Raw genomic sequence first — 25,171 nt, 5'->3', positions numbered from 1 at the left:
AGATTATTGCAAAATAATATAATTATATTTTAGCATTCCACAATTCCTTCTTTAACAAAACGTTTATAAAGTATAAAACGAAGTGCATTAGTAACCTTAGATGTAGAAGTAATATTAGGCACATAAATAGCTAAAGTAAATGAAAAATTCTTACTATCAAATGCCGTAAAACTGGCCTGTGGCGCAGGGTTTTTTAAAACTCCTTCTATTGTTGAAGCAACCTCCAATAACATTTCAACAACCCGTTCTGGATCAACGTTAGTTGAAACGGTTAAAGGTATATCAATTCGCCCCATTTTACTAGGACGAGTCCAATTGCTCACATTATTATTAATAAGACTTGAATTGGGAACAATAATTGTTTGTCGCTGAAATGTTTCAAGTTCTGTCGCACGTACACTAATACGTTTTACAATACCACGCACTGCTCCAGTTTCTATATAGTCGCCCAATTTAAACGGCCTCCCAATTAGAATAATAAGCCCAGACACAAAATTCTGGACGATATTCTGCAAACCAAAACCAATACCAAGCGAAAGCCCACCAGCAATAAGTGCAAAATTTCTAACATTGAATCCTGCAATTGATAACCCTACTAAGGCTGATAAAGCAATACCACTATAACTTATGACTGTTTTGATAGAATTACGTACACCAGAATCGAATTCTCCACGCACCATTATCGCAGTATCTAACCAACTAACAAATAAGCGGCTAAAAAATAAAAAAACAAAAAAAACGATTATTCCCATGATAATAGAAATCAAAGAAATGGATATATTCCCAATTTGAATACTAGTCATTAATTGCCACAACATTGTTTTCATATCGGAATATGAAAAACCAAACTGCATAACAATTGGTATTGCGCAAAATACAATAACAACCAAATTAAAAAAAATGCTGCTAATGATCCCCAATCGATTCATTGTTTTTTCTTCTAAATGAAACCTTTTCATCAAAGCACGACCAACACTCGTTCTGATAAGCTCTCCTTCGTTTCCCATAGTACAAGCGCTTCGCATCCCCAAATACATTAACACCAAAAATACCCCACAGATCACAATTTGTTGCATAATAAAACGAGCTAAACCAATATACCCTAAAAAATTCATTACAATTAGCAATAACCCGAGTATAATAAACAAAATACGTATATAAAACAGCCAAGACGGTGCTTCCTCTCTTATACTTTGGCGCTTAAATTGCAAAGGTATAAACGAGATAATAAACAACAATACTCCTACAAGAGAAACAGCAATAAAGCTTTTTGCAATAATCAAAGAAAAAGATGCTGATATTATTCGATAAATACTATCCAGAATCGTATCCAATGCAAACACCACACCTAAAAGAGTCATACAAATTATTAATTGATATGCTGCCAACGGTGTAACATTTAAAAGACGTATATGTGGTCTATGCGGTGATAAAAGAATAACTGCTGTACGATTCAATAAAAAGACCAATATAATTTGATTCCCAATCGTATGAAATATGTCTGTAAGTGTTCCTATATCTGTGCCAAAATTACGAAATAGAAATAATGTCAGATAAACATAAATAAGACATACAAAAGAAGGCAGTAAAATTGAAATCAAAACAATCAATAAACGTTGTAAATAAGATACCTCATCATTTTCTTTGAAAACATAAGACTTTACATGCGTAATAAATTTACTAGAAAAATATGCAAGACCTAAGGTAACAACAAATGGAATAAAAAAAGCACAAAATAATTGTAAAGGTTTAAAATAAGATGCAAATTTCCACCAAGAATCAAATAATAAAATAAAGTCAAAAAAGGCCTCTTTTGTTTTTTCAACAACCTCTTGAAGCATTGATATTGAAAATTTAACTTGTTTAAACATATATACAAAAAGTTCTCGAGACTGAGAAATTGTCAGTTTTGCTATCTCATTTGCAGCTAAAAATATTTCCTCCAATTGATGAAGTGCGTTATTAATCCTATTTTTTTGTTCTATAATATTCGAGTATTTTTTTCTTTCACTTTCCATTTTTTTTGGATTATCATCTAATGCTGTCAACTGACCGATAACCTCATTAATTTCATTAAGAGAAGTGCGCAAAACAAATACCCCGTCCAAAGCTCGTTTACTGATATCTCGCGCCTGTAATCTCCATTTTGTCAAAACATGTACATCTTCTGACTTGTTTTCTAAGTTTGTTTGTAAAATTTTAATATTCTGTACAAGAGTCTCAATAACCTTTTCCTGTTGTTGAATAATTCTATCAACTGATTGTGAGCCTATTGACTGTGCAATTGTCTCAGTTGGTGATGCTAAATCTCCCCATGCACTAAAACTAGAAAAAACATTGGTTAAAAAAATTAAGAAAAAAAGGAAGTTTCTATTTAAAAGTGAATACATATTTATCTTAAGAATAAGCATTTATTGAGTACTCCCTTTAAATTATAATATGCGATAAACATCTCGTTTTTTTATAAAACAAGCTTATAAAAACCTTCTCTCATTCAATAATGCTGATAATTATAAGTTAAAATCAACAATAGAAAAAAGCACTTAACTGTGTTTTTTTTGCATTCACATTGTAAAAAAGAAATTCTTTTTCTTTATAATTTGCCTTTTTTATCCAATTCTAACATTTTAGATAACATTTGTTCAAAAGCCTATATCTATCTAAACAACACAATGATTGTAAAATTTAAATAGTGCTCTTTTCTCAAAGAAACAGATATAACCAATTTCGTTATAAAAGTTGTAAATAAAAAATTGCGATACCCTATGAATACCATAGCTTAATAGCTATACTTTTTCGAAATATATTAGTATTGAATGTGTTCTCAATTCCTGTCATAATTTCCCTACACAATTTCAAAGCCTTTAAACGCAAAATTTTTAAATCAACATTCACTTTCTTTTACTTGATTTATAAAAACAATTTTATTTTACTTTTTTCTCGTCTAATTTTGATTATTTTAACGTATTTACTAATTGGAATATATCATGCGTACACCTGCCTGGCTGGCTACTATTTACTGTTTCATTCTTTTAAGCGGCATTTACGTTGCCTTGCCTAATTTATTTTCGCAAGAACAAATCAAAAATTCAAAATTCCTGCCTAATACCCATGTAACACTTGGGCTTGACCTTCAGGGGGGCTCTTCCCTTTTACTCGAAGTAGATACCAAAACATTAAAGAGGGATCAGTTACACACAGTTTTAAGTAATGTACGTACAAAATTACGTGAAGCAAAAATTCATACATCCAGTATCCGTATCATTGAAGATAGTATTGTTGTTGTTCTTTCTGATACCACACAAAATAAAAAAACCGTTACTACTTTAGAAACATTAATCACGTCTATACACAATAGTTTTGGTACGATAACTAGTGATATTGCGATTAATAATCAAAATGAAACTATTCGTGTGACATTAACTGAATCTGGTATAAATGATCGTGTTAGCAAAGCTATCGAGCAAAGCTTGGAAATTATTCGCCGCCGTATTGATCAAGTCGGTGTTACTGAACCTGCTATCCAAAAGGTGGGAAGCAATCGTATTATGGTTCAATTGCCTGGCCTACAAGATCCAAAACAATTACGTGATCTTATAGGAACTACTGCTAAAATGACTTTTCATCTTGTACCTTCTAATGTCGATATCAATGATCCACCTATAGGTGTTTCAATTCTTTCTGGTTATACTGATACAAATCAAAAATATGCAATTTATGACCAAATTGCTTTAGATGGAAATGTTCTTAAAGATGCGCGGGCAGGATTTGATCCGCAAATACCAGGGCGCTCTATCATCTCATTCACTATGAATTCTATCGGCTCAAAGATATTTGCAGAAATAACACGCCAACATATTAATCGTCCTTTTGCAATTGTTCTTGATAATAAAGTCTTAACTGCTCCCGTCATTAATAGTGTCATTCCTAATGGACAAGGACAAATTACAGGCAATTTTGATTCCAAAGAAGCATCAACTCTTGCTGCTCTACTAAGAGCTGGTGCTTTACCGGCACCATTAACCGTTATTGAAGAAAGAACTGTAGGTCCAAATCTTGGCGCTGATTCTATTAAAATGGGTCTATATACAGGCATTATAGGCTTTATTCTCGTTACAGTCTTTATTTTTCTTCTATACGGCATCTGGGGTATTATTGCTGATATAGCAATAGCACTGCATGCTATTTTGATATTCTCTGCTTTAAGCCTTCTTGGTGCAACGCTTACCTTACCTGGCATTGCTGGTATTATTTTAGGTATTGGTATCGCTGTTGATGCCAATATTTTAATTAATGAACGTATTCGCGAAGAAAGTCAAAAAGGTATAAGTGCCTTCGCTGCTTTAGATCGTGGCTTTAAACAAGCTTTTGCAACTATTCTTGATGCCAATGTGACAGCTGTTATTGCAACTGTTTTACTATTTTGGTTTGGTACCGGCCCAGTTCGCGGTTTTGCTGTAACAATGCTGCTTGGCATTATTATATCAATGTTTACTGAAATCACCATAGTACGAATTATGATGATTTGGGTAGTGAAGAAATGGAAAATAAAAAAATTGCAGCTTAAGTCTTTTTTCAATTTTATCCCTAAAAACACCACTTTTCGTTTTATGAATGCTCGTTTCATTGGTATTGGTATTTCAATCGTTTTATCTCTGTTTTCAATTTTTTTGTTTTTTAAACCTGGTTTAAACTTTGGAATTGATTTCGTTGGTGGCAGCCAAATGACCATTACGACAAAAACACCCGCAAATTTGGCAATTTTGCGTTCACATCTTTCTGCTCTTAATATTGGTGAAGTTACATTACAAAATATTGATAATGAAAATACAATACTGATTCGCATACAGCAACAAAGTGGTGGAGAAATTCAACACACTATTGCTATTGATAAAGTCAAAAAAACTTTGCAAAGCATTGACCCAGATACAACATTCAATCAAACAGAAATTGTTGGTCCTAAAATTTCAGGTGAGCTTGCTACAGCTGGTATTACTGCTGTCATTCTAGCAATAGTCGCTATGTCTTTCTATATCTGGTGGCGCTTTGAATGGTTTTTTGCTATTGGAGCAATAGTTACACTTATCCTTGATATTACAAAAATGATTGGTTTTTTTGTTTTATTTCAGTTTGATTTCAATTTAACAGCCATCGCTGCTCTTTTGACAATTGTTGGTTATTCAATTAATGATAAAGTCGTTGTGTATGATCGAATGCGTGAAAATATGCGTCTTTATAAACAAATACCGCTGCGTGAAATAATTGATCTTTCAATTAATCAGGTCTTTATACGCTGTATTTTTACATCAGCCACTACGATATTAGCTATGTTACCTATGGCTCTATGGGGAGGAAGCGCTGTTAATAATTTTGCATGGCCAATAGTCTTTGGAATTATTATTGCAACATCCTCTTCTATTTTTATTGCAGCTCCTATTTTATTATTATTAAATAATTGGTGCTATAGGAAGAATAAAAGAAACAACAATTCAAATTATATAGCTACCAATTAAAATAGCGCGTTAATTTATATAATATGTTATTTTTCTCTTTTTAAAAATTATAATCATTGTGACAACTATTTCTAAAGAAAGCACTATACTATAATTATGCCTCACGATACGCCATTAATTACAACTATTGTTGCAGGTTTATGTCTAGCATTTATTTTCGGAATGATTGCTAACCGTTTGCGTATCTCTCCATTAGTAGGATATCTATTAGCTGGTGTCGTCGTAGGACCTAATGTCGGAAGTTTTAAAGTAGATTCTGTTTTGATCAACCAACTTGCTGAAATCGGCGTTATTTTGCTGATGTTTGGTGTTGGACTGCATTTTTCATTAAAAGATCTTTTATCTGTTAAAGCCATAGCTATTCCTGCAGCTATTATACAAATGGTATTTGCTACTTTTCTTGGCTTATGCCTCGGTTGGATTATGGGATGGGGATTTAGTGATGGTTTAGTATTTGGTTTAGCATTATCGACGGCAAGTACTGTGATCTTGCTGCGTGCTCTGCAAGAACGATACCTGATTGAAACAGAAAAAGGACGTATTGCCATTGGCTGGTTAATTATTGAAGATTTAGCTATGGTTCTAATACTAGTTCTTATGCCTGCACTAGCAAATATCCTTGGTAACGCAAAAAAGGAACCAATCGACCCTCTTATTCAATGGCTCAATTTAAACACCTGGGGAATTGTTGGCTTAACAATTTTAAAAATCATTGTATTTTTTGCTCTAATGTTCGTTATTGGAAAGCGTTTTATACCGTGGCTACTAAAAGCGAGCGCACAATCTGGATCGCGTGAATTATTTCGCCTTAGTGTTTTTGCTATTGCATTAGGAGTAGCTTTTGGAGCCGCTCATTTATTTGGTGTTTCACTGTCTCTCGGTGCCTTTTTTGCAGGTATGATGATGAGCGAGTCAGAATTAAGTCATCGTGCAGCAGAAGAATCTTTACCACTGCGAGATGCATTCTCAGTTCTTTTTTTTGTTTCTGTGGGTATGTTATTCGATCCTATGAAAATTCTGACCAACTTTTTTTCTCTTCTCGCAACCTTATCGATTATCATCATAGGAAAATCTGCTGTTGCTTTTTTTATTGTTAAAGCTTTCCGCTATTCTAATGGAATAGCTTTAACTATTTCGGCCAGTCTGGCACAAATTGGAGAATTTTCTTTTATCCTTGCAGGACTTGGGTCAAGCCTTGGGCTTTTAAATAACAACGCTCGCGATTTAATTCTTGGAGGTGCTATTCTTTCTATCTTGCTCAATCCCCTTGTTTTTATTGCTGTTGATAAAATTAAAAAATATCTAGAAAATTCTTCTGCTAACTCGCAAGATAAACAAACAATTATTAATATCAATCCTGAAGATTCCGATGAAGAATCTCTATCAATTACTTCAAAAACTGACCATATTGTGATTATTGGTTATAGCTGTATTGGAAAATACATAACATTATCTTTAATGGAAAGAGGTCAGCCTATTATAGTAGTTGAAGAATCAAAGCGTCTTGCTGATAAAGCAATAGCAAATGGAATCGAAACCATTTGTGGCAATATCATTAAAAAGGAAATTATTAATGCAGCCAATATTAAAAGCGCATGTAAAGTCGTTATTACAATGCGAAGTACTATTGAAGCGGGACAATGTATAGTAAATATACGCCATCTGAACAAAAACCTTCAAATAATTGCTCATGCACTATCTGAAGCAGAAACATCTTATTTAATGGATTTAGGAGCAGATGTTGTAGTAACAAATGACAAAGAAATCGCTAATGGTTTTATTGAGTATATAATTGGACAGCGATCTGTAATGAATACGCCTAATAATGAATTAACTTTACAAAAAATATAAACAAAAACCAAAACGGGTAAATGAAGTGTGAAACTACAGAAATTTATATGGCCATTTATTGGCATTTTAGCAATGTTGATATCGATTCGCATTCTTTATATAAAGTTATCTGCTATTTCGTTTAGTGCTGTATTAGAACGTCTTTCTAATTTAAGCACACATCATTGGCTTTTAGCGTGTCTTTGCTCATTCATTGCTTATACAGCTCTTGCTGGTTATGATCGAATTGCCTTGCAACATCTTGGTCGTAAAATTTCTTGGATATTTATAGCTGTATGTTCATTCACTACTTATGCACTCTCACATAATATCGGTGCATCGGTTTTTTCTGGTGCTGTCGTACGTTATCGCGCTTATACAATAAAAGGGCTAAGTGGCACAGAGATTGCTATATTAGTCGGTTTTTGTTCATTCACTTTTGTAATTGGTACAATCTTACTTTCTGGTATTGTTTTAATTTTACAACCAGAAATTATTACCCTCATTCATAATGATCTTCCTAAATGGTTAGGAAAGATAATTGGTGTGATTTTACTCATCTGTATAGCTCTTTATATTTTCGGTAGTTGGCTGCAGTTAAAACCCTTACGTATAAGTAAAAAAATTCAGCTTTTTTATCCACGGCTTAAAATTGTTATTCGACAACTTATTATTAGCCCATTAGAGATTTTAGGAGCAGCAGGAATTATATATGCTGTGCTACCACATGACGCTGATATTAATTTTATCTCTGTACTTGGTGTATTCCTTGCATCTTTCTCTGTAACTCTTCTCTCCAATGCCCCTGCAGGAGGTATGGGAGTACTTGAGGCTTTATTTATAACAGGTATGCCTAATGTAGACCCTACTGATGTTATTGCAGCACTTATCGTATTTAGAATGCTTTATTTGATCATACCGTTTATCATTTCACTATTCTTTATAGCAATTTTTGAAACCAAACAATATCTTAAACGAATACAAAAAAACCGCCTAAATAAAAAATAATTATACTATGTTGATACAAATTAATACCTAAACTTAACTAATAAGATTTCCACAGGAAAACTTGTTTAAAGCCTAATCTCTTCATATATGATGAGCAATTTGCTTACGTGATAATATTTGCGTAATTACCACAACAATTAGTATTTCTACTACACAACAATTGGAGAAATAAGAACTTTAGAGATATTCCGGCGATCCATTTCAACGACTTTAAAACATAAACCTTCAGCTTCAAAACTTTCACCTTCATTCGGTAAATACCCCAAACGCCAAAGCATAAACCCTGCAAGGGTAGTATAACGGTCTGCTTCATCAACAAGATCACGCTCAAGGTAACCGCTTAAACGACGGATATCAGCATATCCCTCAACAAGTAGATTTCCGTCTTCGAGTTTTTCTGCCACAACAGATTCATCATCATCAGGAAAATCACCTGCAATCGCTTCAAAAATATCTGTTGGTGTTGCAATACCTTTCAAAGATCCATGCTCATCAACAATAATCGCAAGCTGAATTGAAGAATGGCGTAATTTTTCCATTAATCTTAAAACACCTGTATTCTCATGAACAACAAGTGGCTCACGCATAGCTTTTTGCCAATTAATCTTTTTACCTTCAGCTAAATTTAAAAGAAGGTCTTTCGTCAAAGCGACACCGACAAATTCATCTACTTTTTCACGCGCAAGAACTAAGCGACTATGCTTAACTCGTTGCAATTCTTCACGCATTGCATTTTCGTCACCATTTAAATCTAACCATTCAATCTCATTACGTGGTGACATAATAGAACGTACAGGGCGATCTGCTAAATCAAGGACACCACGAATCATTTCTTTTTCTTCTGGCCGAAAAATTTCTGAAGTAGTAGCTTGTTCAACAATGACATCTACAGTTTCACTAAGATTTCCACCTTTTTTCCCACCTCCTAAAAGCCTCAAAACAGCATCAGCCGTCCGTTCACGTAGATCATTTGTCGTAATCATTTTTTCACGATTACGACGTCCAATTTGATTAAAAACTTCAATGACAACTGAAAAACCAATAGCAGCGTACAAATAACCCTTTGGAATATGAAAGCCAAAGCCCTCAACAATGAGAGCAAAACCAATCATCATCAAGAAACCAAGACACAGAATCACAATAGTAGGATGACGATTAATAAAATTCATAAGGACTCCTGATCCCCACATCATCACACCCATAGCGATAATAACCGCTATATACATAACCATTGTTTGGTCTTTAGCAATCATACCCGTTGCAGTGATAATACTATCAAGAGAAAATACTGCATCAAGCACAACAATTTGAATAATCACTTGCCAAAAAACAGCATAAATAACTCCTTTTTTTTGTGTATGCATCGTACCTTCTAGTCTTTCGTGTAATTCCAATGTTCCTTTCGCTAATAAAAAAGCTCCACCACCAATCAAGATTAGGTTATGCCAACTAAATACAAAGGATGAGATGGAAAGAATTACCTTATCAAAACTCATTACCCAACCAATAACTGTGAGAAGACAAAGTCGCATCAATAACGCTAAAGTTAGACCTATAAAACATGCACGATCACGTAAATGTAACGGTAATTTTTCTGCTAAGATCGCAATAAAAATAAGATTGTCTATGCCTAAAACAATTTCGAGAAAAATTAATGTAACCAAGCCAAACCACGCATGGGGATCAGTGATCCACTCCATTATAGCTCACCCTTTAAAAATATCTTTAAAACTAAAAAGCTTAAACACATGTTGCTGATGAAAAAAATCATAAACTTTCATCCGCATAAGTAATCAATAATATTGAGTACAAATAAATTACATGCAAAAGTAAGTTTCTTCAAAGCAGTGTTTGAACCCATATGGTTATTGATGGAATCTATAAAAAACAATAATAACGCACACCTCTTGACACTACAAGAAGGTTCTCCTGAATCTTGCCCGGGCATTACGCTCGACGACCCTCCAATTATCGCTCTACATTAAGTAGAACATCTATTTATAGAATATCTTAACTAATAGGTTTATTTTTATATAATATCAAGAGGAGAAGAATATTTTTTAACTTATAACATAACTATAAGCTCTCTTTATTCCATATAAATAGATTAAAAACAACAAGTCTATCTAGACATCTTCTTTTTGAAACGTTATAGGAGAGTGCTTATTTTTACCTCTTGAAAAATGTGGGTGATTAGCTCAGTTGGTAGAGCAGCTGACTCTTAATCAGCGGGTCGTGGGTTCAATTCCCTCATCACCCACCAATAAAATTAATTTGTTAATAAAGAAACATAAAAATATACTATCGTTAGATTCAAATATCTTTTCTGTCTACAATTGATTTACTTTATCAGCGTGCCCTTAAATTTAAAGAATATTTTTTAATGTTTATCTCTGCAAAATATCTTGATATCAGAAACGTAATAGGATGTGTTTAAGCTACTCAAAAATATCAATGGTCTTCAAAATTTTTATTATTCTAAAAATTTTACAATAAAATCCTCAACGCTGTTAAAACTCTAATAATCTTCATAGATTTTGAAGATTTAAATTTTCTAGATTTTAGATCTTTTACTAGTGCAAAAGTCATTATTTACGTTAAAAAGAAATTTGGTAAACAATTATATATATGATAAATTTTACTCATGAATTATCGGCATATTTATCATGCTGGCAATTTTGCTGATGTCTTTAAACACATTATTGTCACACGCATCATAGAATATCTTAAGCGCAAAGAAAAGGCCTTTCGCGTTATAGATACGCATGCAGGTATTGGGCTCTATGATCTTTCTTCTGTAGAAGCACATAAAACAGAAGAATGGCGTGAAGGCATCGGACGACTTCTCTCAATTCCTATCCCCCAAGACTTAAAAGAACTTCTTGCTCCATGGTATAACGTTATTTTTGCAATCAATAAAGAAACTAAAGAGATTGCATTCTATCCTGGATCTCCTATTCTCATTCGCCAACTATTGCGTAAAAAAGATCGACTAACCGCAATTGAATTGCACCGTGAAGATTACCAAATTCTAGCTCATCACTTTTCTGGTGATTACCAAACAAAAATTCTGCATCTAAATGGTTGGCTTTCTTTGAACTCTCACCTACCACCAAAAGAAAAGCGTGGACTCATTTTCATCGATCCTTCTTTTGAACAACCAGGGGAATTTTCCCGTTTTATTGAAGGAATAGTAAAAGCATATAGACGTTTCTCTGGAGGAGTATATGCTTTATGGTATCCTGTTAAATATGATAAAGAGATTGAAATTTTTCTTCATGCACTTCATAAAACAGAAATTCCAAAAATTTTACAACTCGAGATGCGTATTCGGAAAAGCGCATCCCCACGTAAAATGGATGGTAGTGGCATGATTCTTATTAATCCTCCTTATCTTCTTGAAGACGAAATAAAAAAAATTGGCCCTTTCCTTATCAATCATCTTGGACAAGATAAGTATGCGCATATTATACAAAAATGGCTTTCATAGAACTAACCTACGATATTGGTTATTTTGTATTTTAAATAAAAATTCATACTAAAAATTATCAATTTTGATGCCATAACTAGAAAAAATAGCAATTCATAAACAAAGCGCTTGACTAAAAACAATCATTTCATATTTCAAATATAAAATAGTTTCAGGTACATTAATGAGCTTAGACAATCATATACTCCCCTGTACAAAAAATGAAGAAAAATTGCCTTTTTTATCTGACATTACATGGCACAATGCTCATCAAAAAAATAAGAGTAACCTAACTAAAGGCGTTGCACTCATCCAAGAATTTGTCAAAAATCTTCCTTATAAACCAGGGGTTTATCGGATGCTCAACGAAAATGGCGATATTCTCTATGTTGGCAAAGCGCGAAATCTCAAAAAACGTGTTTCACATTATACCCGTGAACATGGGCACAATAACCGTATCACACGCATGATTCGTGAAACAAATCATATGGAATTTGTCGTTACCCATACAGAAACAGAAGCACTCCTTTTAGAGGCTAATTTAATTAAAAGATTACGCCCACGTTTTAATGTTTTATTGCGTGATGACAAAACTTTACCTTATATCATTATCACAGATGATCACCGAGCACCTGCGCTCTACAAACACCGTGGTGCCCAAACACGAAAAGCCCATTATTTTGGTCCTTTTGCTTCTTCGGAAGCGGTTACACAAACAATCAATGTTTTACAGCGTGCCTTTTTATTACGAACTTGCACTGATTCAGTTCTTGAAAACTGTACACGGCCTTGCTTACTTTATCAAATTAAACGCTGTTCAGCTCCTTGCACATATGAAATTAGCAATAGTGATTATTTACAACTTGTTAAAAAAGCAAAAGCTTTTCTTTCAGGAAAAAGTCAGTCAGTTAAAAATGATATGGTTCAAGCTATGCATAAAGCTGCAGAAAATCTTGATTTTGAACGTGCTATAACCTATCGTGACCGCTTATCAGCTCTTTCTCACATACAAAGCCGTCAGAATATTAATCCTCAAACTGTGAAAGAAGCAGATGTTTTCGCAATTGCACAACAAGAAGGAATGACTTGTATTCAAGTATTTTTTTTCCGTATGGGCCAAAATTGGGGAAATCGATCCTATTTTCCAAAAGCAGATCCGTCTTTTTCCAGTTCTGAAATTCTAGCAAGTTTTCTTATACAATTTTATGATAATAAGCCAATTCCAAAGCTTATCCTTTTATCTAATACAATTGAAGAAGAAATACTTCTCACTCAAGCATTAAGTCTGAAGGCAAACCACAAAATATCTTTATCTTTACCAAAACAAGGAGAACGCAAAGCTCTCGTGAATCATGCTTACACTAATGCCCATGAAGCACTCCAACGCAAGCTTTCTGAAACATCAGCACATACAAAACTCCTTCATAGTCTTGTTAAAACATTTCAACTATCCCATACTCCACGCCGTATAGAAGTATATGACAACTCACATATTATGGGAACTAATGCAGTGGGTGTAATGATTGTTGTTGACCAAACAGGTTTTGTAAAAAATCAATATCGTAAATTTAATATTTGCTCTACCAATATCAAACCTGGTGATGATCTCGGTATGATGAAAGAAGTAATTGAACGAAGATTTTTACGCCTTCTCAAAACGTATGGTTTACCTAACAAAAATAAAAATATTGGCTATGAAGATTCTTGTCCCCTGTGGCCTGATCTTATATTAATTGATGGAGGGCAAGGACAAATAAATATTACCAACGCAGTGTTATCTGAATTAGGTTTAGATGATTTTATCACTGTAATCGGCATAGCTAAAGGCATTGATCGGAAAACTGGTTTAGAACGGTTTTTTATAAAAGGGAAACAACCTTTTACACTCCCCCCACACAATCCTATTCTTTATTTTCTACAACGTCTACGCGATGAAGCACATCGTTTTGCAGTTGAAACTCATAAAGCAAAACGAAAAAAAGAAGCATTCAAGAATCCACTTGATGAAATTGAAAAAATAGGCCCTACCAGAAAGCGTGCTTTGCTTAACTATTTCGGAAGCTCTAAAGCAGTTTCCAGAGCATCTGTTGAAGACTTAACAAAAGTTGTAGGTATTTCTAAAGCAATTGCTTACAAAATTCATAGCTATTTTAATAAAAAATAAGGCTTGTTTCATAAGCTTTGCCTTGTTACGTTCATATAATAAATTATACTCTAAAAACTGAAAATTGCTCTATGAAAAATCATACTTTTTCTTTTCCTAATATTCTGACTTATGCACGAATCATTGCTGTCCCATTAGTTGTAGCATGTTTTTTCTTAGAAGGGAGACTACAATCAAGCGATATTGCTCGTTGGACTGCTGTGTCTATTTTTATTATTGCGTCTATTACTGACTTTTTGGATGGCTATCTTGCCCGTATTTGGCAACAAACCTCTAATATTGGCCGGATGTTGGATCCAATTGCAGATAAACTTCTCGTCTCTGCCTGCCTGCTCTTACTTGCCGCAGAAAGTACTATCGCCGGCTGGACACTTTGGGCAGCGATTATTATTCTTTGCCGAGAAATTCTTGTCTCTGGGCTACGTGAATATTTAGCTGAATTAAAAGTCAGTGTTCCCGTCTCTCGTTTTGCAAAATGGAAAACTTTTGTACAAATGATAGCTATTATATTACTCTTAGCAGGACCTGCCGGTAATAAAATAATTCCCTACACAACAGAATTCGGCATTGCTATGCTATGGATTGCTGCTTTGCTTACATTATGGACAGGATGGGATTATTTCCGCGCTGGCTTGAAGCATGTTATCACATAAAAAAATAAACGGCCAAATTACAATACATGAATAAAGTCTCATTACACTAAATAATAAGGCATTTACCATTACTTAAACTAACGCATAGAACATGTGAAAGACAGGACACATATATAATTACAATCTAAGAGGATAGAAAAATAACCTTAGACATAGTCATATCAACATGTTCTTTTTAAAGCGAATAATTTTTCTAAAAAAGTCCCGCAATATATTTCGGAACTTTTCATTTTCTAAATGACCTTTTATTAACCAATAATTTCAATGTCCGAAAACCAATAAGCTATCTCCGTTTTTGCAGACTCAGCACTATCTGAACCATGAATAGAATTTTCACCAATCGATAAAGCATGTACTTTACGAATCGTTCCTTCCTGTGCATCAATAGGATTTGTGGCTCCCATAATTTCACGATTATTAAGGATTGCATTTTCCCCTTCTAAAACCTGCACAACAGTTGGACCAGAAGACATAAATATTACCAGCTCTTCAAAAAATGGACGCTCTTTATGGATTGCGTAAAATCTCTCTGCTTGCTGTCGACTCATCCACACGCGCTTAGATGCGATAACACGCAATCCACCATCTTCAAGCATTTTTGTAATTGCCCCTGTCAAATTACGGCGTGTTGCATCCGGTTTAATTATCGATAAAGTGCGCTCTACAGCCATTTGATTATCTACCTTTCTTTCATTTAAAAACTGTCTTCACTTCTTTATAACAAGTAAAGAACCTTCTACCAAGTAACGGTAAGAAAATTTGTATTAATTTTCAATTGTATAATTCTTTTTAAGATCGTAATCTTCATACAATAAAAATATTAAAATATTAGTAGTCATTTATCTTAATCATATCATCATTTTTCCTTCAAAAATTGAGTAAACTTGTGCTTATTGGAAAATCATGTAAAGGAAACTTTTCATTATGTTGGTGTTGAATGATATTACAATACGGATAGCTGGGCGCCTTTTGATCAATCGCGCTAATGTTGCACTTCCCGCTGGCTCAAAAACTGGATTTGTTGGGAATAATGGGACTGGTAAATCAACTCTTTTTCGCGTTATTACAGGTGAAATTTCGCCTGAAAACGGCGAGGTTCTCATACCACAAAAAGCACGAATCGGTTTAGTTTCCCAAGAAGCACCAGCAACTGAACAGTCCTTACTCGAAATTATTTTAGATGCAGACAAAGAACTTATTAATCTTCTCCGTGAATCAGAAACAGCCACTGATCCAATGCATATTGCGAACATTCATACACGTTTAAATGATATTAATGCTCATTCCGCAAAAGCACGAGCTAGTAAAATTCTTTCTGGTCTAGGATTTAATCCTCATACACACCAACAACCTATATCCTCTTTTTCTGGTGGATGGCGCATGCGCATCGCATTGGCAGCTGTACTTTTTACTGAGCCTGATCTTTTACTGCTTGATGAACCAACAAATTATCTTGATATTGAAAGCACTTTATGGCTCATCGAGTATATACACCAATACCCCCATACAATTATTCTCATTAGCCATGATCGCGACTTCTTAAATAATACTGTTAACTCTATCATGCATCTCGAGAATAATAAGCTTACCTTCTGGCGTGGTAATTACGATCAATTTAAACAACAAAAAGCAGAAACTATTAGAGCACAACAAAAAGAACAGGAAAAACAAGAAGCACAAAAAAAACATATGGAGGATTTTGTTAACCGTTTTCGTGCAAAAGCAAGTAAATCCCGACAAACACAATCACGCCTTAAAGCACTAGAAAAGCTTAAACTAATTACACCATGGAAAATAAAACATACTCAATCTTTCATTTTTCCGAAAGCTGATAAACCTGTAGCTTCTCCTATTATTGCATTATCAAATATAAATATTGGTTATGAAAAAGGGAAACCTATTCTTAAAGAACTAAATTTGAGAATTGATAATGATGACCGTATCGCTCTCTTAGGTTCAAATGGAAATGGCAAATCAACTCTTGCCAAATTACTTGCAGGCCGTATTAAATCAGAACAAGGAACAATAACATTCGCTCCCCATCTAAAAATTGCCTTTTTTACACAACATCAATTGGATGATCTTATACCAGAAAAAAATGTAATAGAACATATGCGCTATCTAATGCCAGAACAATCAGAAACCAAAATACGTTCTACAGTAGCACAGATGGGACTATCAACAGAAAAAATGATGGTAAAAGTCAAAGATCTCTCAGGAGGTGAAAAAGTACGCTTACTTATGGGACTTATGGTTTTCAAAGGGCCCCATCTTCTTATCCTTGATGAGCCTACCAATCATCTTGATATTGATAGTCGTGAAGAACTAATCCATGCACTCAATAATTTTAATGGAGCAATTATACTCATTTCTCATGATCGTCACCTTATTGAAGCGACAATGGACCAGTTTTGGCTTGTAAAAAATAGAACCGTTCTACCTTATGATGGTGATATCAACACTTACCGCATAGAAGTTCTTGGCCTTTCCTCTAAAAAAGAAACAAATACCTCTCCTAAAAAAGAACGTTTTCTTTCTAAAAATGAGCAAAGAAAGATCAATGCACAAAATCGCTCTCTTCTTGCACCATTACGCAAACAAATCGCTGAAACTGAAGCATTGATCAATTCTCTTCAAAAACAAATTGAACAATTTGACAAAGAATTAATCCCTGCTTTTTCCCATAATCAGTTTTCTGAAAAAGCAAAAGAACGCGCTAAAACAATGAAAAAACTAGAAGAAGCGGAAACACTTTGGTTTGATTTATCTAATCAATACGAAACAAAAAATTATGCAAAAACATAGCCAACATAGCATTAGCTATCTCGCTTAGTAGAATAATAGCTTCCATAAAAAAGACCTTTAAAAACTTCTCACACAATAGAAAACAAAACACAGCTAGATTTTAGAAACTATAGCGTAATCCTACAACACCTTGAAGGGACTGTTCTACCTTCTGTCCTTTAAGATAATGAGTTTCAGCGTAAAGCGATAAGTTTTCACCAACAAAGCTATTCAAACCAACTCCTAATTTACCTGTATCCCTAGACAAATCAGTGGTAAACTTATGTTGCTTATTAATTATCGTATGATTGCTATCTATATGTTCACGCAACCAAGCTGCTGTTATATAAGTCATTAAGTGAGTATCACTATTTAAATTAAACTTATGACCTACAGATAATCCAACTTCACTGCGTAACGAAATAGAGCTATCCACATCACCGGTCATCTGATTAGAAAGTTTTACTTCCTGACCTGAAACACGTATTCCTGTGAATTGAGTATAAGGCTGTATCCAGGTATCTGGCGCTACATCAAAATGATAACCTGCCTCAAATGAGGTACCTATAGCCCATTGATTATAATCACCTTGAACACCCAAACCATTCGTTGAAATAGTCTTTAAATTATTGATATAATAATTATATTTCAAAACGCTATCTAAATACCATCCTTGATTATCAAAATAAGTCGCGTAAGCTCCAACACTGTAAGCATCCATACTACTGATACCACCTCGTGCATGGGTAATACGCGCTTGATCATAACTTCCAAAACCACCAATATAAAAATCCCCATTCATTAGTTCTTTCAACCAATCAACACCTAATATTACACCAGTCTGACCAAGTCTAAAATGCGTATGATCTGTAGCTAAACGATCTCGACCCTTGATCCCATATGTCCAGAAAGCTGTATTCTTCTTGTTCTTTCCTAAAAGACCTCTTCCAAAACGCAAACTTTGCAACTCATTATTAAAAACAAGTTCAGGAGCTACCGCCAAAGACAAAACTGCATCTGTCGATGGTGTTGTAGATGGAGTTGGTGTTGGTTTTGGCTCTTTATCTGGATTTGGATCTGGGTCTGGAACTGGAGGATTCGGCTTATCAAAATGATCTGCTGCTAAATACCAAATCTTTTCAGAACCATCTTCTCTTTGTTTCAAACTATACATATAAGTGCCACCATCAACAGCATTAATTTTTGCTCCAGAAAAATCTGCTAGAGTAAAATGAGCTCCTGCACTTTTATCGGTAACCAAATCACGTTGTTGTGAAAGAGGAGTGGTAATTTCAGCACCTGAATCAACAACGCTTATCATGTGATTACCATCACCCTTATCAATCAAAAGGTAATCACCACGATCCTCTGCAATACTGGTATTAAATCTAAAATGTAAACTTCCTAATTCACCAGAAAGGTTCTCAATATGAAGACGAGAATAACGTGCTTGAGCCTGATCAAGGATAAAACTAACAGTTCCCTTACCACTTAATTTCTTAATCAAAGCGCTGTCTTCATCACGTGCACTAATAACAAATAATTCTGTATCTTTTCCATTTAAAATAAAGTTTTCTACTGTAGATTGATCTTTTTCATCACCAGCATAAAGCAAAAACTTTCCAGAATCATTAATTGTTGTATTTCCTTCTAACATTGCACCAGCATATGCCCATGAACTCGCATGATCATTAATAGTTAGATCGTATACATAACCACCCTTATATATCTCTTGGACAGCATTATCATGTAAAGCAACGGTGATGGCTACACCTTCTGCGAAAACGCGCTGTATGCCATCCCTAAAAATTTCAGTATTTACTGCAGTACCTCCCTCTCCGTTATCCCTTGCATAAAGATTTTGTATTCCCCCTTCCATCACTTTCGCATTCCATACCACACCGCCTTCATATACATTCTGTTCTCCCCTTATATAACCTTGACCATAAGGGAAAGTTTTTAGATCATTTGAAGGTGCAGATAATAATACTTGCCCCTGCCTTTCTATATCCATATTAGAATTAAATGAAGCAGCTTGTACAAGAGAAATATTCATTACTAACATTCCAGAAACTAATTTATAGCGCATTATTCAAACTCTACTATCAAAATTAATGAATTAAGTAGCCTCAATCATCACGAGAAAACATCTCAAAATAGAGAATGAGGCTATTCTTGTTTAAAAACTATAACGCAATCCTAAAACACCCTGAAGTGATTGCTTTGTCTTCTTCCCTCTGAGATAATGAGCTTCAACATAAAAATTCAAATTCTCACTAACAAAACTATTCAAACCAACACCAAATTTACCAGCATTACCAGATAAATCAGTATTAAATTTATGCCGCTTATTAATTATTGTATGATTGTTATCTATATATTCATGCAACCAAGCTGTTGTTAGATAAGTCATCATCTGACCAGGAGTACCTAAATTCAATTCATGCCCTATAGATATCCCAATTTCGCTACGCAACGAAGTATATGGACTAATATTACCTATCATTTCATTGGAAAGCTTTACTTCTTTACCCTCAACTTTTAACCAAATTAATTGAGCATAAGGTTGAACCCAAGTATCTTGTGCTAACTTAACATGGCGCCCTACTTCAAATGAAGTACCTATCGCCTTCTGATTATAATCTCCTTTGATATTTAAACCATTCGTCGAAATAGCCTTCAAATTATTCTGATAATAGTTATATTTCAAAATGCTATCTAAATACCAACCGCGATCACTAAAATAAGCTGCATAAGCCCCAACGCCATAAGTATTTATACGACTAATACCACCTCGTGCATGAGCAATATCTGATTGGTCATAACTTCCAAAACCACCAATATAAAGTTGCCCGTTCATTAAATCGTTTAACCCATCAATTCCTAAAATTATACCAGTTTGATCCAACTTAAAATTTGTATGATCTGTAGAAAGATTTTCTTTACTCTTAATCCCATATGTCCATAAAGAAGCACTCTTTTTATTTCTTCCTAAAAAACCTCTTCCAGCACGCAAACTTTGCAACTCATTTTTAAAAATAAGCTCAGGAGCTACCGACAAGGATAGCAACGCATCTGTCGATGGAGTAGTAGATAGAGCAGTAGATATCGAGTCTAATATTGGAAACTGTTCCTCATCATCTTGATTCATTAATTGTGGGGAACTTTCTTGATCTTCTAAACTAGTATCTTCTTTTAGATACAAACGACTTGAGTAAGCTGGAATCTCTTCATTAACATCAATCTGTTGTCCCAATTCATATGGAATCACTTCAATATCAGGAATTTTCAATTTCTTTGAATCTAAGATTGGAGAACCACTCAACACCGGATAACTATACGTCCCCCCATCACCACTATCATGAGACTGTAAGATACGTTTTCGACTTTTTGCCTCATCATTTTGATACTCCTTATATAAAGAAGTCTGTGCCTCTCCCGAACTAAGTGCTAGAGAACTCTGCTCAGACTGTCTCACATGCCGGGGAGGGCGAGACCGAGTCTCTGAATGTTGACGAGAATTTTTGTTATTTTTTAGTTTACTTTTATCCGATTTACCATTAGAAGTAGATGGAAAATTTAGAACTGGTTTTTGAATTAACCGTTTAGGAGGGGGACTTATATAACGAGATTGACCGGTATCTGCAGACAAAGACCAAACCTTCCAATTTCCACTTTTGTTTCTCTGTTGTAAAGTGTACATATAAGCTCCGCCATCGATAGCGCTAATTGACTCACCTGCACTATTTACCAAAGTGAAACTCGCTTCTCCATTTTCACTTGTATCAGTAACTAAATTGATCTCAGCAATACGACCATGACTTTGCGAAAAAAAAGTTGCAATTTCACGACCAGAATCGGCAACACTTATTGTATGCTTACCTGAGCCATTTTTAATGAATATATAATCGCTTCCCTCCCCTACATCACTAATATTAAAATTGAAATTTAAATTTCCTGAAAGCTTTTTAATATAAAGTTTAGAATGACGTTTATCATATTCAACAGAAGAAAAACCTATTGTTCCACCATTACCACCTAAATCCTCAATCTCAATATCAGAATTACGGTTGCCATTCCGTGCACCGACAGAAAATAATTTTTCAGTACTTCGCCCTTCGAGAATAATATCCTCTTTTGTAATATAACTTATATTATCACCAGCATAAAAATGAAGATGCCCTTGACCATTGACCCTTATGGCCCCCGTTAAATTTGCACCAACATGCACCCATGACTGCGCTTGATCTTGAATTGTTAAATTTTTTACTGTCCCATCAGGATACACTACTTGAAGAGCTTTATCCTTCAAAGTAACTCCTGAAGCTTCACCCCCTGCTAAAACAAGCTGTTTACCATTCGAAGAAACTTCAGTATTTGATGCAAAACCACCTTTTGCTGTTTTTCCTTTATAAAGATATTGTATTCCCCCTTCCATGACTTTTGTATTCCACGCTTCCCCACCATCATACACATTTTGTTGCCCACTATTTCCATTTGTACCAACAATTATAGCATCATAAGCACTACTTCGCTTAGATTCTGTACCAAGATTTCTAGGGGTTTCTTCAAAAACAAACTGCGAACCACCATCAACTCGAGTTGATATTGCAGTAGCTGCACGCGTAATCACCTGTTTCCCCCCTTTAGAAACAATGGCACTCATTGAAGCTCCATTATTGTCAACCATCTCAAGACCACCCTCTTCAATTTTAGTATGCATACTGATACCTTGAGTAACACTCGAAGAGTTTTTCAATACCTTTCCATTGATAAACATAGAGGAGAAATCTCTTATTGTTTCACTTAAATCCAAAGATTCATCAGACATCTCCTGCATTTGTTCCCGCGCATTCACACTTTGTATGAAAAAAGTACTGACCATTAATACTGAAAAACTTAATTTATAATATTGCACGATCTACACTCCATCATCAAAAGCTAGATTAATACCCCCTGACTATCAAATAGCTCGTTTTATATATCATAATGTGTTTTATATATATCATAATGTGTTTTACATTACAATATAATAATATCTAACAAAGAGATATAATGACAAAATTATATTAGATTATCGGAACTACTGAAAAATTAAAGAGAAAAATATATGCACACTATGTGTGATACAAATAATCAAAATGAATTTAATTAATAAAAGATTGGTATTGTATATTAAATTGCAAAAACATCCAATATTTATATTCTCTCACAAAGAGTTTTCTGATCATTAATATCTGGCTTATAAAATATAATTACAAAATGATCAGAAAACAAAACACAGCTAGATTTTAGAAACTATAGCGTAATCCTACAACACCTTGAAGGGACTGTTCTACCTTCTGTCCTTTAAGATAATGAGTTTCAGCGTAAAGCGATAAGTTTTCACCAACAAAGCTATTCAAACCAACTCCTAATTTACCTGTATCCCTAGACAAATCAGTGGTAAACTTATGTTGCTTATTAATTATCGTATGATTGCTATCTATATGTTCACGCAACCAAGCTGCTGTTATATAAGTCATTAAGTGAGTATCACTATTTAAATTAAACTTATGACCTACAGATAATCCAACTTCACTGCGTAACGAAATAGAGCTATCCACATCACCGGTCATCTGATTAGAAAGTTTTACTTCCTGACCTGAAACACGTATTCCTGTGAATTGAGTATAAGGCTGTATCCAGGTATCTGGCGCTACATCAAAATGATAACCTGCCTCAAATGAGGTACCTATAGCCCATTGATTATAATCACCTTGAACACCCAAACCATTCGTTGAAATAGTCTTTAAATTATTGATATAATAATTATATTTCAAAACGCTATCTAAATACCATCCTTGATTATCAAAATAAGTCGCGTAAGCTCCAACACTGTAAGCATCCATACTACTGATACCACCTCGTGCATGGGTAATACGCGCTTGATCATAACTTCCAAAACCACCAATATAAAAATCCCCATTCATTAGTTCTTTCAACCAATCAACACCTAATATTACACCAGTCTGACCAAGTCTAAAATGCGTATGATCTGTAGCTAAACGATCTCGACCCTTGATCCCATATGTCCAGAAAGCTGTATTCTTCTTGTTCTTTCCTAAAAGACCTCTTCCAAAACGCAAACTTTGCAACTCATTATTAAAAACAAGTTCAGGAGCTACCGCCAAAGACAAAACTGCATCTGTCGATGGTGTTGTAGATGGAGTTGGTGTTGGTTTTGGCTCTTTATCTGGATTTGGATCTGGGTCTGGAACTGGAGGATTCGGCTTATCAAAATGATCTGCTGCTAAATACCAAATCTTTTCAGAACCATCTTCTCTTTGTTTCAAACTATACATATAAGTGCCACCATCAACAGCATTAATTTTTGCTCCAGAAAAATCTGCTAGAGTAAAATGAGCTCCTGCACTTTTATCGGTAACCAAATCACGTTGTTGTGAAAGAGGAGTGGTAATTTCAGCACCTGAATCAACAACGCTTATCATGTGATTACCATCACCCTTATCAATCAAAAGGTAATCACCACGATCCTCTGCAATACTGGTATTAAATCTAAAATGTAAACTTCCTAATTCACCAGAAAGGTTCTCAATATGAAGACGAGAATAACGTGCTTGAGCCTGATCAAGGATAAAACTAACAGTTCCCTTACCACTTAATTTCTTAATCAAAGCGCTGTCTTCATCACGTGCACTAATAACAAATAATTCTGTATCTTTTCCATTTAAAATAAAGTTTTCTACTGTAGATTGATCTTTTTCATCACCAGCATAAAGCAAAAACTTTCCAGAATCATTAATTGTTGTATTTCCTTCTAACATTGCACCAGCATATGCCCATGAACTCGCATGATCATTAATAGTTAGATCGTATACATAACCACCCTTATATATCTCTTGGACAGCATTATCATGTAAAGCAACGGTGATGGCTACACCTTCTGCGAAAACGCGCTGTATGCCATCCCTAAAAATTTCAGTATTTACTGCAGTACCTCCCTCTCCGTTATCCCTTGCATAAAGATTTTGTATTCCCCCTTCCATCACTTTCGCATTCCATACCACACCGCCTTCATATACATTCTGTTCTCCTAGTATATCACCTTGACCATAAATGATAGTACCATTAGCAGAACTTTTTGTTATTTGGCCTCCAACATTACCTTCCCCGTAAATAAACTGTTTACCACCATAAATTTTCGTTTCCTCTGCTTTTCCTCCATCCTTAACCTGTTGTTGTCCACCTTTATAAATAATAGCATTCCTTGAAAAACCTTGTTTACCGTTGAAAGCCATAATATTTTCAACACCGCCATTTTCAATTTTAGTACCTTTACTCAAACCACCTGCATAAATATAAAGCCTTCCAGAATTTCTAACTATGTTATCGATAGACTGACCTGGATTATCTTGCTTACCATCATTTCCAACATAGATTTTAATATCATTATCTATTAGAAAATTTTTTAAAACTGCTCCATCTTGAATAACAGCAACTTCATCTTTTCTAACAATCTCAGTATTTTTTTCTTTCTCATCCTGATCATAAACAACATTACCACTATAACTGCTATCAAATCTCTGCATTTCATTCTTATCTGCATTCGCAACTCCCACAAAAGAGCTACTGATCATAAGTATCCAATAACCTAACTTCCACTTATATTGCATAACTACATCCTTATTATTCCGTCTTGGACAAACTAATGGGAGTAAATAGTTCTGCAAAATTACATTTCAACCAG

At 34.5% G+C, this 25,171-nt stretch carries 13 protein-coding genes and 1 tRNA gene; 8 read left to right on the top strand and 6 right to left on the bottom strand.

Annotation, left to right across the window (positions count from 1 at the left end; translation table 11 throughout):
• Positions 1-29 precede the first annotated feature (29 nt).
• Positions 30-2,390 (bottom strand): mechanosensitive ion channel domain-containing protein, encoded by a 2,361-nt coding sequence (locus M4Z11_RS02825; RefSeq protein WP_249676064.1) that lies wholly within the window; start codon positions 2,388-2,390, stop codon positions 30-32.
• A 597-nt stretch (positions 2,391-2,987) separates the two neighbouring features.
• Between M4Z11_RS02825 and secD the strand changes: the two genes are divergently transcribed.
• From secD to M4Z11_RS02810, 3 genes are all read left to right on the top strand, one after another.
• Entirely contained in the window at positions 2,988-5,513 is a 2,526-nt protein-coding gene (gene secD, locus M4Z11_RS02820; RefSeq protein ID WP_249675952.1) for a protein translocase subunit SecD, read from the top strand.
• A gap of 96 nt (positions 5,514-5,609) precedes the next feature.
• Positions 5,610-7,364, top strand: coding sequence for a cation:proton antiporter domain-containing protein (locus M4Z11_RS02815; protein WP_249675950.1), 1,755 nt, complete (start codon positions 5,610-5,612; stop codon positions 7,362-7,364).
• Positions 7,365-7,391: 27 nt separating this feature from the next.
• On the top strand, positions 7,392-8,351 hold the full coding sequence (locus M4Z11_RS02810; protein WP_249675947.1) for a lysylphosphatidylglycerol synthase transmembrane domain-containing protein: 960 nt from the start codon (positions 7,392-7,394) through the stop codon (positions 8,349-8,351).
• A gap of 149 nt (positions 8,352-8,500) precedes the next feature.
• Here M4Z11_RS02810 and M4Z11_RS02805 read toward each other — a convergent pair whose 3' ends face one another.
• A complete protein-coding gene (locus M4Z11_RS02805) occupies positions 8,501-10,051 on the bottom strand; it encodes a TerC family protein (protein WP_249675944.1) in 1,551 nt (516 codons plus the stop codon).
• Between the two features lie 487 nt (positions 10,052-10,538).
• On the opposite strand from M4Z11_RS02805, the gene M4Z11_RS02800 reads away from it, so the two are divergent.
• The 4 genes from M4Z11_RS02800 to pgsA all read left to right on the top strand — a co-directional run bounded on the left by M4Z11_RS02800 (position 10,539) and on the right by pgsA (position 14,637).
• Positions 10,539-10,614, top strand: a tRNA-Lys gene (locus M4Z11_RS02800).
• A 381-nt stretch (positions 10,615-10,995) separates the two neighbouring features.
• The gene (locus M4Z11_RS02795) at positions 10,996-11,841 is read left to right on the top strand and encodes a 23S rRNA (adenine(2030)-N(6))-methyltransferase RlmJ (protein WP_249675943.1); all 846 of its coding nucleotides are present in this window, start codon (positions 10,996-10,998) and stop codon (positions 11,839-11,841) included.
• A 163-nt stretch (positions 11,842-12,004) separates the two neighbouring features.
• The gene (gene uvrC, locus M4Z11_RS02790) at positions 12,005-13,984 is read left to right on the top strand and encodes an excinuclease ABC subunit UvrC (RefSeq protein ID WP_249675941.1); all 1,980 of its coding nucleotides are present in this window, start codon (positions 12,005-12,007) and stop codon (positions 13,982-13,984) included.
• Between the two features lie 71 nt (positions 13,985-14,055).
• Positions 14,056-14,637 carry a CDP-diacylglycerol--glycerol-3-phosphate 3-phosphatidyltransferase gene (gene pgsA, locus M4Z11_RS02785; RefSeq protein WP_249675939.1) on the top strand — a complete coding sequence of 194 codons (582 nt, stop codon included), beginning with the start codon at positions 14,056-14,058 and terminating at the stop codon, positions 14,635-14,637.
• A gap of 248 nt (positions 14,638-14,885) precedes the next feature.
• On the opposite strand, the gene ndk is transcribed toward pgsA, so the two are convergent.
• Positions 14,886-15,308, bottom strand: coding sequence for a nucleoside-diphosphate kinase (gene ndk / locus M4Z11_RS02780; RefSeq protein WP_249675936.1), 423 nt, complete (start codon positions 15,306-15,308; stop codon positions 14,886-14,888).
• Between the two features lie 253 nt (positions 15,309-15,561).
• Here ndk and M4Z11_RS02775 point away from each other — a divergent pair, with 253 nt between their 5' ends.
• On the top strand, positions 15,562-17,442 hold the full coding sequence (locus tag M4Z11_RS02775) for an ABC-F family ATP-binding cassette domain-containing protein (protein WP_249675934.1): 1,881 nt from the start codon (positions 15,562-15,564) through the stop codon (positions 17,440-17,442).
• 100 nt (positions 17,443-17,542) lie between these two features.
• Here M4Z11_RS02775 and bafA (M4Z11_RS02770) read toward each other — a convergent pair whose 3' ends face one another.
• From bafA (M4Z11_RS02770) to bafA (M4Z11_RS02760), 3 genes are all read right to left on the bottom strand, one after another.
• A complete protein-coding gene (gene bafA / locus M4Z11_RS02770; protein WP_249675932.1) occupies positions 17,543-19,510 on the bottom strand; it encodes a BafA family autotransporter in 1,968 nt (655 codons plus the stop codon).
• A 90-nt stretch (positions 19,511-19,600) separates the two neighbouring features.
• Positions 19,601-22,306: a BafA family autotransporter gene (gene bafA / locus M4Z11_RS02765; protein WP_283772494.1), complete on the bottom strand. Its 2,706-nt coding sequence runs from the start codon at positions 22,304-22,306 to the stop codon at positions 19,601-19,603.
• 406 nt (positions 22,307-22,712) lie between these two features.
• On the bottom strand, positions 22,713-25,097 hold the full coding sequence (bafA, locus tag M4Z11_RS02760; protein WP_249675928.1) for a BafA family autotransporter: 2,385 nt from the start codon (positions 25,095-25,097) through the stop codon (positions 22,713-22,715).
• Positions 25,098-25,171: the final 74 nt, after the last annotated feature.

The organism is Bartonella bilalgolemi, assembly GCF_023500045.1.
GTDB classification, from domain to species: domain Bacteria; phylum Pseudomonadota; class Alphaproteobacteria; order Rhizobiales; family Rhizobiaceae; genus Bartonella; species Bartonella bilalgolemii.
The sequence above is the reverse complement of the archived record's forward strand: the minus strand, read 5'-3'. Positions and strand labels throughout refer to the sequence as shown.

What these genes read in the sequence shown, in the direction of transcription:
- M4Z11_RS02825 (WP_249676064.1), bottom strand. Translation starts at nt 2,390, where the DNA reads ATGTATTCACTTTTAAATAGAAACTTCCTTTTTTTCTTAATTTTTTTA.
- uvrC (WP_249675941.1), top strand. Translation starts at nt 12,005, where the DNA reads ATGAGCTTAGACAATCATATACTCCCCTGTACAAAAAATGAAGAAAAA.
- M4Z11_RS02795 (WP_249675943.1), top strand. Translation starts at nt 10,996, where the DNA reads ATGAATTATCGGCATATTTATCATGCTGGCAATTTTGCTGATGTCTTT.
- bafA (WP_249675928.1), bottom strand. Translation starts at nt 25,097, where the DNA reads ATGCAATATAAGTGGAAGTTAGGTTATTGGATACTTATGATCAGTAGC.
- bafA (WP_283772494.1), bottom strand. Translation starts at nt 22,306, where the DNA reads ATGGTCAGTACTTTTTTCATACAAAGTGTGAATGCGCGGGAACAAATG.
- M4Z11_RS02805 (WP_249675944.1), bottom strand. Translation starts at nt 10,051, where the DNA reads ATGGAGTGGATCACTGATCCCCATGCGTGGTTTGGCTTGGTTACATTA.
- ndk (WP_249675936.1), bottom strand. Translation starts at nt 15,308, where the DNA reads ATGGCTGTAGAGCGCACTTTATCGATAATTAAACCGGATGCAACACGC.
- M4Z11_RS02815 (WP_249675950.1), top strand. Translation starts at nt 5,610, where the DNA reads ATGCCTCACGATACGCCATTAATTACAACTATTGTTGCAGGTTTATGT.
- M4Z11_RS02775 (WP_249675934.1), top strand. Translation starts at nt 15,562, where the DNA reads ATGTTGGTGTTGAATGATATTACAATACGGATAGCTGGGCGCCTTTTG.
- bafA (WP_249675932.1), bottom strand. Translation starts at nt 19,510, where the DNA reads ATGCGCTATAAATTAGTTTCTGGAATGTTAGTAATGAATATTTCTCTT.
- pgsA (WP_249675939.1), top strand. Translation starts at nt 14,056, where the DNA reads ATGAAAAATCATACTTTTTCTTTTCCTAATATTCTGACTTATGCACGA.
- secD (WP_249675952.1), top strand. Translation starts at nt 2,988, where the DNA reads ATGCGTACACCTGCCTGGCTGGCTACTATTTACTGTTTCATTCTTTTA.